General features: G+C 47.7%; 10 protein-coding genes and 1 pseudogene. All 11 read left to right on the top strand.

All coding sequences use genetic code 11. The features are described from left to right. Positions 1 to 35 precede the first annotated feature (35 nt). Positions 36 to 1,478: a sigma-54 interaction domain-containing protein gene (locus AC58QD_RS22935; RefSeq protein ID WP_497337326.1), complete on the top strand. Its 1,443-nt coding sequence runs from the start codon at positions 36 to 38 to the stop codon at positions 1,476 to 1,478. A gap of 307 nt (positions 1,479 to 1,785) precedes the next feature. Next, positions 1,786 to 2,463, top strand: a pseudogene (locus AC58QD_RS22930) (CoA transferase subunit A); the annotation flags it as partial. Positions 2,464 to 2,484: 21 nt separating this feature from the next. Then, positions 2,485 to 3,159 (top strand): 3-oxoacid CoA-transferase subunit B, encoded by a 675-nt coding sequence (locus AC58QD_RS22925; RefSeq protein WP_497337363.1) that lies wholly within the window; start codon positions 2,485 to 2,487, stop codon positions 3,157 to 3,159. A gap of 5 nt (positions 3,160 to 3,164) precedes the next feature. After that, positions 3,165 to 3,944, top strand: a complete 780-nt coding sequence (locus tag AC58QD_RS22920) for a 3-hydroxybutyrate dehydrogenase (RefSeq protein WP_497337362.1) — start codon at positions 3,165 to 3,167, stop codon at positions 3,942 to 3,944. A 68-nt stretch (positions 3,945 to 4,012) separates the two neighbouring features. Continuing rightward, positions 4,013 to 4,987 (top strand): 3-hydroxyacyl-CoA dehydrogenase family protein, encoded by a 975-nt coding sequence (locus AC58QD_RS22915; RefSeq protein WP_497337325.1) that lies wholly within the window; start codon positions 4,013 to 4,015, stop codon positions 4,985 to 4,987. Beyond that, positions 4,984 to 6,156: an acetyl-CoA C-acetyltransferase gene (locus AC58QD_RS22910; RefSeq protein ID WP_497337324.1), complete on the top strand. Its 1,173-nt coding sequence runs from the start codon at positions 4,984 to 4,986 to the stop codon at positions 6,154 to 6,156. Before AC58QD_RS22915 ends, AC58QD_RS22910 begins: the two co-directional genes overlap by 4 nt. Positions 6,157 to 6,400: 244 nt before the next feature. After that, positions 6,401 to 7,321 (top strand): sporulation protein YtxC, encoded by a 921-nt coding sequence (gene ytxC / locus AC58QD_RS22905; RefSeq protein ID WP_497337323.1) that lies wholly within the window; start codon positions 6,401 to 6,403, stop codon positions 7,319 to 7,321. A gap of 366 nt (positions 7,322 to 7,687) precedes the next feature. Beyond that, positions 7,688 to 9,628: a threonine--tRNA ligase gene (gene thrS / locus AC58QD_RS22900; protein ID WP_497337322.1), complete on the top strand. Its 1,941-nt coding sequence runs from the start codon at positions 7,688 to 7,690 to the stop codon at positions 9,626 to 9,628. 222 nt (positions 9,629 to 9,850) lie between these two features. Continuing rightward, positions 9,851 to 10,564: a 3D domain-containing protein gene (locus AC58QD_RS22895; RefSeq protein ID WP_497337321.1), complete on the top strand. Its 714-nt coding sequence runs from the start codon at positions 9,851 to 9,853 to the stop codon at positions 10,562 to 10,564. Positions 10,565 to 10,712: 148 nt separating this feature from the next. Continuing rightward, on the top strand, positions 10,713 to 11,255 hold the full coding sequence (locus AC58QD_RS22890; RefSeq protein ID WP_497337320.1) for an RNA polymerase sigma factor: 543 nt from the start codon (positions 10,713 to 10,715) through the stop codon (positions 11,253 to 11,255). A gap of 60 nt (positions 11,256 to 11,315) precedes the next feature. Beyond that, the gene (locus AC58QD_RS22885) at positions 11,316 to 11,519 is read left to right on the top strand and encodes a hypothetical protein (protein WP_497337319.1); all 204 of its coding nucleotides are present in this window, start codon (positions 11,316 to 11,318) and stop codon (positions 11,517 to 11,519) included. Positions 11,520 to 11,645 lie beyond the last annotated feature (126 nt).

The raw sequence follows: 11,645 nt of genomic DNA, 5'->3' as shown, positions 1-11,645 counted from the left end.
ACACGGCATTTGCGGGAAGGGCAGGATCTATACGAGTGAACATTCATAAAGATGGTTGGGTGCATCAGCTGCTGCAGCAAATGTCTCATGCTTTGACCAAGTCAAAAGAAGAGCAGAAGCTCTATCGCACCGCACTGGAGAGCGCCTATGAAGGCATAGTGGTGGCGGATCGTGACGGTTACGTGCTCGAAGTAAATGAAACCTATGCTTCATTTATTGAACGGGATCGTTCAGAATTGATTGGAAAGCATGTTACGGAGGTCATTGAGAACACCAGATTGCATGTAGTAGCCAAGACGGGTAAGGCCGAATTCGCGGAGCTGCAGAAAATACGCGGCCATTGGATGATTGCGAATCGGATCCCTGTATTTAGCGGAGGAGAGCTCATTGCTGTCGTGGGTAAAATTATGTTCCAGGATATCGACAAGCTGTTCGAGATGAATGCCAAATATAAAGAGATTAAAGCGTATTTGAATGCTTCTGACCTGAAGGGCCGATCAGCTTTTGCTGCAAAATATCGAATAGAGCAAATATCAGGCACAAGCGAAGCGATAGAAAAAGTGAAGACCATAGCGGCAAGAGCTGCTAACTCCAATAGCACAGTGCTGCTAGTCGGGGAGAGCGGTACAGGCAAAGAATTATTCGCTCATGCGATTCATCAGTTGAGTAAGCGATTCTATGGCCCGTTCGTTACCGTGAACTGTGCGGCTATTCCTGAGTCTCTGTTCGAGTCGGAGTTGTTCGGCTATAAAGAAGGGTCTTTTACAGGGGCCAAGAAAACAGGCAAACCGGGAAAATTCACTCTGGCCGATAAAGGTACTATCTTTCTGGACGAAATTGGGGAATTATCGCTTAGCATGCAAGCCAAGCTGCTGAGAGTGCTGCAAGAGAAAGAAATCGAACCGGTCGGGGGTAAACCAGAAGCTGTTGATATTAGGGTTATCGCTGCGACGAATCGAGACCTTGAGCAGATGTTGGAGGATGGTACTTTTCGGCGGGACCTGTACTATAGATTGCATGTTGTCGAGCTTCGAATTCCCTCGTTACGAGAGCGTAAGGAGGATATCCCTCTACTGTGTGAGGGGTTGCTATATGACTTGCAAAGTCAAGAAACCGATGCGGATTCGATTGGAATTGAGCCTGAAGCAATGAACCTGCTGCAAGCCTATAATTGGCCTGGCAATGTGCGCGAGCTGAGCAATGTACTGGAACGCACACTCTTTATGATGGAAGGCCGTACGATTAAAGCTGATGATCTTCCTGAATATTTGAAGCAGCAAGCAGCTGTTGGAACGACAATAGGGCCTGTTGGTGATGGTCATGGTTCTTTAAAAGAAGCGTTAGAGAAAATGGAGCAGCAATGGATCCAGAGTGCCCTCATTGAAGCTAATGGAGACAAGCGTCTGGCTGCACGAAGGCTAGGGCTGAGTAAATCAGCTTTGTACGCCAAACTGGATAAAACGAAGTTGGATTCCTAATGACAGGATTGATTTTCCTGTTATCAGGAATTTTTTGCGTTATGGGGATAATTCACCGATCGATATGCTACTTCCTAACCATCGTTTGCTAGTAAACGCAATAATTTTTTGCAGTCCATTTATATGTGAAGCTGCTCCCTGCCATCAATCCACGCCCCACTTCCAACCTCTTCGTCTATCAATAGACCTACTCCTAACAACGGAGAAAACCTATTCTGATCCACCTTTCTCGAAAAGTTGGCACGATTTTTGCTTTAGTATTATAGTGAACTGTTCCAAACTTATATTCAGGAGGTCAGATAAGCCGATGAAACCGATTGTAACATCATTTCAAGAGGCAATAAGCGGGATAAAAGACGGTATGACTATTATGGTGGGCGGCTTTGGGCTTTCCGGAATTCCGGAAAATTTGATTGTAGCACTTGCGAATTCGGGAGTAAAAGATTTGACTGTGATCTCTAACAATTGCGGTGTAGATGACTGGGGTCTGGGTCTTCTGCTGCGCAACAGGCAAATCCGCAAAATGATCGGTTCTTATGTGGGAGAAAACAAAGAGTTCGAGCGCCAGGTTCTCGCCAATGAAATTGAGATTGAGATCGTCCCGCAGGGCACATTGGCGGAGCGTATTCGTGCTGGCGGAGCGGGTATTCCGGCCTTTTATACACCGGCGGGCGTGGGGACGCCTGTTGCTGAAGGTCGAGAAGTGCGAGAATTTGGCGGTAAAAAGTATTTGCTAGAGCATGCCCTGAAAGCCGATTACAGCTTGGTGCGAGCTATAAAAGGCGATCGTATGGGCAATCTGGTATACAACTTTACGGCGAGAAACTTTAACTCCATGATTGCGGCTGCAGGAGCCATTACCATTGCAGAGATCGAAGAGCTTGTTGAGGCAGGAGAATTGCAGCCTGATCACATCCACACGGCAGGCATCTATGTCCAGAATCTGATCGTCGGGCAGCAAGTGAAACGAATTGAACGTCTTACAACCTCATCAGGAGACGAACCGATCAAGGCGCTTGATGATAAAGCAGCCGTTCGTGAGAAGATCGCCAGACGAGCGGCGGCCGAAATTCGCGAAGGCTCCTATGTGAATTTGGGGATTGGCATGCCTACCCTTATCGCGAATTACATTCCAAAGGGTCGGAATATCGTGCTCCAGTCCGAGAATGGGCTGCTCGGTATTGGACCTTATCCTTTGCCTGATCAAGCGAATGCAGATCTAATCAACGCAGGGAAAGAAACGATCACCCTGATCCCTGGAGCTGTGTTATTCGACAGCGCGGAATCCTTCGCGATGATTCGCGGCGGGCATATCGACATTGCGATCCTGGGCGGTATGGAAGTGTCGGAGAGCGGGGATTTGGCCAACTGGATGATTCCCGGGCAAATGATCAAAGGAATGGGCGGTGCGATGGATCTCGTGCACGGGGCTAAGCACATTCTGGTTATTATGGAACACACAGCAAAGAACGGGCAGCCCAAAATTCTCCATAGCTGCAAGCTTCCTCTAACCGGTCAAGGTGTAGTTCACCGAATTATTACAGAGCGCGCCGTAATGGATGTGACAGCTGATGGGCTAGTGCTGATAGAGACGGCTCAGGGCTTTACGCCAGAGCAAATCCAGGCTTCTATTGAGCCTAAGCTGACTTTAAGCCCTGCGTTCAGGGCTGAGGCGTACTGAAGATGATGCATAGAGATCGAGTTGTTGTAATTACCGGTGCAGCGGGAGGGATTGGGTTCGCGTTGGCAGAAGCTTTTGCGGCTGAAGAAGCAATAGTGGTTCTATGTGATCGCGGCGAGGAACGTGTAACAGAAGCAGTGAGCAGGCTGCAGAAGCGAGGAAACGTTACATGTATAGGGCTTTCTTTTGACGTTACCTCGGAAGAGGAGCTTGAAGGAGCCGTTACTCAACTAACACAGCAATTCGGGAGAATCGATGTGTGGGTCAATAATGCAGGTATGCAGCACATCGCGCCAATAGAGGATTTTCCCACTGATAAGTTTGAACGTTTGATAAGTCTGATGCTTGTCGCCCCATTTACGGCTATCAAACATGTTTTTCCGATTATGAAAAAACAGCAGTTCGGGCGCATTCTCAATATGGCATCTATTAACGGGCTGGTCGGATTCGCTGGCAAAGCAGCATATAATAGCGCCAAGCATGGGTTGATCGGTTTGACGAAGGTCGCCGCTTTGGAAGGGGCGGAGTATGGAATCACTGTGAACGCACTATGTCCGGGATATGTGGATACACCGCTTGTCCGGAACCAGCTTGCAGATCTTGCATGGAATCGAGGAATAGCGCTGGAGCAAGTGTTAGAGGATGTCATTTACCCGCTCGTCCCGCAGAAAAGATTGCTGCAGCCTCGTGAAATTGCGGATTATGCTGTGTTCCTGACTAGTGAAAAGGCTGGAGGTGTGACTGGTCAGGCGGTTGTAATAGACGGAGGGTATACGGCACAGTAAGCAAGCCTTTTATGGTAGGCACAGAATGAACTCAGGAGCAGTAGCTGCACGATGAAGGGATGATGAGATTGATTGCAAAAGTAGCGGTATTAGGTGCTGGAACGATGGGGCATGGGATTGCTCAATTGTTCGCGCAATTTGGTTTGCAAGTGAGCCTATACGATATCAATGATTCAGTATTGCAAACGGCTGCCACACATATTAGACGAAATTTGGAGTTGGTAGCAAGCGAGCAAAGCGCACAATCTATATCAACAACCACGCTGGATGTGCAATCCGCAGAGAATCTAATAGAGTATACAACAAACTTAGAGGTCGCTGTTCAAGATGCGGATCTGGTAGTGGAAGCTGCTCCAGAACGACTGGAAGTTAAACGGACGCTTTACCGACAAATGGAATCCCTGATAAAAAGTTCAGCACTTGTAGCTTCCAATACGTCCTCTTATCCGTTGGCACAACTATCAGAAGGCATTGCGTTCGCGGAGCGGATGATTATTCTGCATTTCTTCAATCCGGCTATACTTGTGCCTCTTGTAGAGATTGTGAAGCATCCCCAGGCTTCCGAAGAGTCACTAACAGAAATTATGGACCTGCTTCGCGGTTGCGGGAAAGTTTCGGTTGTACTGAAGCGGGACTGTCCGGGTTTCATTGCCAACCGACTGCAGTCCGCCTTGCTCCGAGAAGCGGTATTTTTACTGGAGAGCGGGATCGCAGAGGCGCATGATATCGATGCCGCTGTGAAGCATGGGCCTGGCTTGCGTTGGGCACTGCAAGGACCTTTTGAGACAGCCGACCTGGGCGGCTTGGATGTATGGAGCAAGGTTAGCGCCCAGTTATTCCCGCTATTAGATACCAGTCCGTCAGCTCCGGACCTCATCATGCGCAATGTACAGCAAGGAAATCTAGGTACGAAGACAGGTAGAGGAATCTATGATTATGAAGATAAAGGTGCATTGAATCAAGTTCTTGAAGAGCGTGACCGCAAGCTGATTAGACTTGTGCAAGCTAGACAAAGTGTAGGCCAGGGAGGGAACGGCAAATGAAGGAAGTATATATATTAGACGGAGCACGCACCCCGTTCGGCGCCTTCGGGCAGTCTTTCAAGCAATTATCGGCAACCGAGTTAGGCGTGGTAAGTGCCAAAGAAGCTTTGCGTCGTGCTCAGGTTGAACCGGGACAAATTGATCAAGTTATATATGGAAACGTAATCCATTCCTCGATTACTGGACCCTATGTGGCACGGCACATTGCCCTTAAGTCGGGTGTACCAGTGGAAGTACCGGCTCTACTGGTTAACCGTGTATGCGGTTCTGGCTTGCAATCGGTGATCTCTGCGGCTCAAGGCATCCGGTTAGGTGAATCTGCCTATGCGCTAGCTGGAGGAGCGGAGAATATGTCGCAATCGCCTCATGCTGATTTTGTAAGCCGCTTCGGCGGAGCTAAGCTTGGCCCTATTCAGCTGGAGGATATGCTGATGCACACGCTGACGGATCATTATGCTGGCTGCGGTATGGGCGTTACAGCAGAGAATCTTGTAGAACGTTACTCTATCACGCGAGAAGAGCAGGACGAGTTCGCCGTTCTCAGCCATCAGCGGGCAACTGCTGCAAGGGATCGGCTGGCAAAAGAGATTGCGCCTGTTGAATTGGTTGGTCGCGCGGGAGCCATTGTCGTTAGCGCGGACGAACAGGTGAAGGCTGATACTTCAACTGCGATCTTGTCTAAGCTGAAGCCGGCATTCAAGCGGGATGGCGGCTCCGTCACCGCAGGCAATTCCAGCGGGATTAATGACGGTGCCGTATCGCTGGTATTAGCTTCAGAGAGCTCGATTGGCTCGCGCCAACCGCTTGCCCGGATCGTTTCGTGGGGGATTGCAGGCGTAGAGCCTGATGTGATGGGCATCGGACCTGTCCCTGCATCGCTCCAAGCGCTGCAGCGGGCGGGTCTCTCCCTGGCCGACATCGACCTGTTCGAGATGAACGAAGCGTTCGCAGCGCAGTACTTGGCCGTAGAGAAGCTGCTTGAGCTAGACCGCGGCCGTACCAATGTGAACGGTGGCGCCATCGCGCTTGGACATCCTGTAGGCGCGAGCGGTTCGCGCATTCTTCTTTCCCTTGCCTATGAGTTGCGGCGCAGAGGTAAGAGGTATGGTCTAGCCGCCCTATGCATCGGCGGCGGTCAAGGCATCGCGATGGTGATCGAGAGCGTGTAAGTTCGAATGGAACAGTGTTATCTGGAAAAGCCTCCAATCCCACTTATGAGAGTGGTTTTGGAGGCTTTTTGCATGCCGCTTTTGCCCGTGTCAATAAAGCGGTCGGTTTATTCCGGGGAAAAAGTGGTAATAAGGACTACCACAACCAGATGCCAAATTGTTGTTTGTATATCCGTGAGCGAGGGGCCATATACTTTATGTAAGAGTTTGATGCCTCATTGGCGGATGGAAAGGAGTGATTCACATGGAACTGTTCAACGTTATTGTACCTAAATCGTTATCCGAAGAGAAGGAACTGCTTCGGGAGCGTCTAATCGAGGGCTTCCAGCACATACATATACCCCAAGGGTCGATTCAATTGCATTGCCAAAACTTTCGTTCTTACTTCACGTTAAAGTGCTCGGGAGTGCTGCCTGATTTCCAAGTGTCGGAATGGGGGAAGCCGATCCTGCAGGAAGCTGCGAATATATTGTCGGCCTTTATCATGGACCAAGTGGAGATGAAGCTGCTTCGGGAAGTGATCAGCGGACCTTATCGGTATGAAGAGCCGCATGATGTGCAGGCAATCGAGAAATATTGTACGCACCTGTTGAACCAGCCTGAAGAAACCGAAGGGATGCCGAAGCCGAGAGTACGCAGACAAGAGAAGGTTGCCGCTGAAATTCGTAAGTACTTCGAAGAGCAGACCGAGCTGAATCTTCAAGGATTAATCCGTTTCCGCTTAGCAGATTATCGGGATGAACTGAAGGAAGTTGTGGAATATGCGATTGACGAATATATTATGGATCAGCAATATCAGGAGTTTATTTCGCTTTTGAAATATTTTGTATATATTCAGGAGGCCAAAATACCTGTGGCCCATCTGATGCATCACGGAGGACATGATTTCACCCTGTTGAATGACAAAATGGCACCCATCGAAACCAAGGAGTTTGATTCCTTTACTGTAGAGCTGTTGGACCGTGAGATCAACTTTGAGGATATGATTGTAAGCACCTTGATCTCTGTCTCTCCGCAAAATATTGTTATTCATACGAGAGATCCAGAAGAGCAGGTTGTGAAGACGATCATGCAAATATTCGAGGACCGCGCACAAATATGTGTGAACTGCAAGGGATGCCATCCTGTGCTGGGTGTTCATAACAAAGACCAGTTATCTCCTTGACAACTCGTTAGTTGACGCTATAATAAGGGATAACAAATGTGATCTGCTTTGACCAAAGACAACAATCCCGATGTTAATCGGCCCAGAGAGAGGAGACTCGCGCTGAAATCTCCTTCCGCATTATACGGTGATTTACCCCTTTGCAGCAGTGTTTCCGAACGTCATCTTCTTCTGAAGACTATTAAGAAACCCCGGATGATTCCCGTTACAGAATTCTTATGAGTTTTCGTTATCCCTCGTCTGATCTTAGTTAGAGTGTTGGGAGCGGAATGAATTAGGGTGGAACCACGAGACCGCACGCTCGTCCCTTCTGGGATGAGGGTGCTTTTTTTATTTCAAAAAATCAGTTAAGGGAGTAGATTAGCAATGGCAGTGGTACAGGTTACTTTACCAGATGGCGCAATAAGGGAATACGAGCAAGGAGCATCGATTGAGGATGTAGCAAGCTCCATCAGCTCAGGTCTGAAGAAAAACGCAGTAGGGGGCAAGGTGAACGGAAAAGTCGTGGACCTGAGCTTTCCTTTGGAACAAAATGCAGCAGTTGAAATTGTCACTCTTGACGGACAAGACGGATTGGAAATGTATCGTCACAGCACAGCGCACTTAATGGCTCAGGCGATCAAACGCCTTTATGGGAATGAAGCAGTGAAACTCGGGATCGGTCCGGTTATTGAAGACGGCTTCTATTATGATATTGACATGGAGCAGCCTTTATCGTCTGAAGACCTCGTTAAGATTGAGAAAGAAATGGAGCGCATCTCCCAGGAGAACTTACCGATCACCCGCCGGGAGGTAAGCCGTGAAGAAGCTCTGCGTATCTTCGGTGAGCTGGAGGATCCTTATAAACTGGAGTTAATCCGTGATTTGCCGGAGGATGTAGTTCTTACTATTTATGATCAAGGTGAATTCTTCGACTTGTGCAGAGGGCCTCACTTGCCGTCAACAGGTCGGATCAAGGCATTCAAGCTGCTCAGCGTAGCAGGTGCCTACTGGCGCGGTAATTCCAAGAACAAGATGCTTCAACGTATTTATGGAACTGCATTCCCCAAGAAAGCGCAGCTGGATGAGCATCTGGAGCTATTGGAAGAAGCCAAGAAAAGGGACCACCGCAAGATCGGTAAAGATCTCAAGATGTTCACTTTTGCCAAAGAAGTAGGTCAAGGGCTGCCTATCTGGTTGCCTAAGGGCGCTAAGCTTCGCCAATTGATGGAACGTTACATTGTAGATGTAGAGGAATCGTTAGGGTATCAGCATGTATATACGCCTGTAATGGGGAGTGTCGAGTTATACAAAATCTCCGGTCACTGGGATCACTATCAAGAGGATATGTTTCCTAAGATGGAGATGGACAATGAAGAGCTTGTCCTTCGTCCGATGAACTGCCCGCATCATATGATGGTCTATAAGAGTGAGATGCACAGCTATCGGGATCTGCCGATCCGAATTGCAGAGCTTGCCAATCAGTTCCGCTATGAAATGTCGGGGGCATTGACTGGTCTGCACCGTGTTCGCGCGATGACCTTGAACGATGCTCATATTTTCTGTCGTCCCGACCAGATCAAAGAAGAATTTTCTCGCGTGGTTCGTCTGATTCAACGTGTATATGAAGATTTCGGAATCAAGGATTACCGTTTCCGGCTCTCATACCGTGATCCTAAGGACACAGAGAAATATTACCAGAATGATGAAATGTGGGAAATGTCGCAACGGATGCTTCGGGAAGTTGTAGAAGAGATGGGCTTACCATTCTTCGAGGCTGAGGGTGAAGCAGCGTTCTACGGACCGAAGCTTGACGTACAGATCCGCACAGCGCTTAAGAAGGAAGAGACTTTGTCCACCGCACAGTTGGACTTCTTATTGCCAGAGCGTTTCGGCTTAGAGTATGTAGGAGATGACGGCAACAAACACAGACCTGTCGTTATCCATCGCGGCATCATCAGCACAATGGAGCGTATGACTGCGTTCCTGCTTGAGAACTTTACCGGCAATTTCCCAACTTGGTTATCCCCAGTACAAGCGATCGTCATACCAGTCAGCAATGCCTTTGATGACTATGTAGTCCAAGTGACAGAGCAACTGAAAGCGGCTGGAATTCGGGTAGACGCGGATTACCGGAATGAGAAGTTGGGTTACAAAATCCGTGAGGCTCAACTCGAGAAAATTCCTTATATGTTAGTCGTGGGTGAGAATGAGAAAAACTCAGGAACCTTATCTGTACGTAAACGCGGTGAAGGCGATCTAGGCGCACAAAGCACTGAATCCGTCATTGCCAAGATTCAAGAGGAAATCCGCACCAAAAAAGTGTAATAAGCTCCAGAGGCTCCCTTCACTTTGTGGGGTAAAGTCCGGGGCCACCGCAAAGTAATAGGAATAACCTCCAGAGGCTCCCTTCACTTTGTGGGGTGAAATCCGGGGTCCCCGCAAAGTAATAGGAATAAGCTCCAGAGGCTTCCTTCACTTTGTGGGGTGAAAATTAGAATAATATTAATTCTTTTTGGACACCCTCCTAGTAAGGGGAGGAATCCACTCATGTTTTTTTCAACGATGAGCCGAACTAAATGGTTCAGTGTCATCATGTTGGCAGTCCTGATAGCAGCAGTGTTTGGCCCGATGCGAAAATATAGCGCAGCCGAGTCAGCATTGCACACCTCGCAGCTTCTGCAGCTGCAGAGGGTAAGTCAACCAGAAAGTCGTCAAGAAACTTGGAAGCCGGCAACTTCGACTCAAAGCTCAGCCCAGCAGGTTGTGCGTGAACGGCTATCCAAGATAAAGTCCCCGCAGGAGTTAATGGAACAAAATAAATTACTTCCTGTCCTGCACCATGACGTTAGCCAGTTCGATAGTGTTGAGGTAATCGCGACTGGTTATTATGCTGGTGTGGAATCAACTGGGAAGAAACCAGGGCATCCCGAATACGGGATTACCTACTCTGGGGTGAAGGTTAAGAAAGGTATTCTTTCTACCATCGCAGCTGATCCTAAGGTGTTCCCGCTTGGAACCATCCTGTATATTCCTGGATATGGGTATGGGATTGTAGCCGATACAGGCTCAGCGATCAAAGGAAAGAAGATCGATCTGTATTATGAAAGCAAAGCACAGATTTACAAAGAATGGGGTAAGAGAAAAGTTCAAGTTCTCGTCGTCCAAATCGGGAATGGCAAAGTTTCGGAGCAAACACTCTTGCAATGGAATGATATTATGTCCGCGGTCTCGATGGAAAAGGAGCTCCCATACCCTTTATAATTCGAATATTGTATATCCTCAAAAATCGTCTCGGTTTCTCTTTTTGAACCAGACGATTTCTTTTTTTTGCATCATTTGTGTGATAGAATGAGGTGAAAGCGCCTACAGCGAATTCAATACTTTCTTCATTTGCAGGAGATGAGATCCATTGTGGACTCGAACAGTTAATTTGGATGAAGTCGGTCAAGAAGAGCAGGAATTATTGCTGCAGGAATTATATAAGCATATGTTTATTGTAGCCTATTCCATTATGCGTAATCGCTCAGAAGCGATGGATGTTGTTCAAGAATCCTGGCTCAAAATATTAATGAAGCTGGATACATTGCGGGATCAGGATAAGATTATTCAGTGGGCCAAGGTCATTGCCTCCAACACAGCCTATAATATGATCAAACGCAGTTCCAAATACATAGAGCGGATCAAAGAAGAGTGCATGATGTACGAGACCGCAGCGGCCACCTCAGAAGTGGAAGAATTTATCGATCAGAAGATAGTATGGGAATCCGTAATGTCCTTAGATAACACGACCAGACAAATATTTATATACAAATATTATCAGGATTTGAAGGATCAGGATATCGCTGAGAAGATGGGGATGCCGGTGGGCACCATCAAAGCCAGACTTCATCGAGGTAAAGAACAGTTGCGTAATATGCTTAAGGAACCGACGGTGAAAACGGACCATTTTTAATGTTTGGATCACATAGTTTTTTTGCCCACGGCCATACTAATGTTCGTGGAGGTGATACCAATGGCTAGGAATAACAAACAAGACAGTACTACACAAAACTTGGCTCAAAATGCTAAAAATCGTGCAAAGAACCAACAGCAAAACAACACAGAATTCGCACAAGAACTGAATGCGACTTCTGGCGTGCAAGCAGCTCGACAAGCTAACCAACAGAGTCAAAACAAAATGATGCAAAACGAAATGAACCAAAACCAAAGCAACTAATTAACTTCAAGAAGAGGGGTCACAGCCTGGTGCGCTGTGGCCTCTTTTTTAACATACCAGAAAGTATTTAATTCGAGGGAGTTGCCCTTTTTAATCGTGATAGAGTTAGATAAATGTTAGAATTGC

This window comes from Paenibacillus sp. J2R1T-4 (assembly GCF_059692235.1).
The sequence above is the reverse complement of the archived record's forward strand: the minus strand, read 5'-3'. Positions and strand labels throughout refer to the sequence as shown.

Bases quoted from the DNA above. Each gene is read 5' to 3' on its own strand.
- thrS (WP_497337322.1), top strand. From the start codon at position 7,688: ATGGCAGTGGTACAGGTTACTTTACCAGATGGCGCAATAAGGGAATAC.
- AC58QD_RS22895 (WP_497337321.1), top strand. From the start codon at position 9,851: ATGTTTTTTTCAACGATGAGCCGAACTAAATGGTTCAGTGTCATCATG.
- AC58QD_RS22885 (WP_497337319.1), top strand. From the start codon at position 11,316: ATGGCTAGGAATAACAAACAAGACAGTACTACACAAAACTTGGCTCAA.
- AC58QD_RS22920 (WP_497337362.1), top strand. From the start codon at position 3,165: ATGCATAGAGATCGAGTTGTTGTAATTACCGGTGCAGCGGGAGGGATT.
- ytxC (WP_497337323.1), top strand. From the start codon at position 6,401: ATGGAACTGTTCAACGTTATTGTACCTAAATCGTTATCCGAAGAGAAG.
- AC58QD_RS22910 (WP_497337324.1), top strand. From the start codon at position 4,984: ATGAAGGAAGTATATATATTAGACGGAGCACGCACCCCGTTCGGCGCC.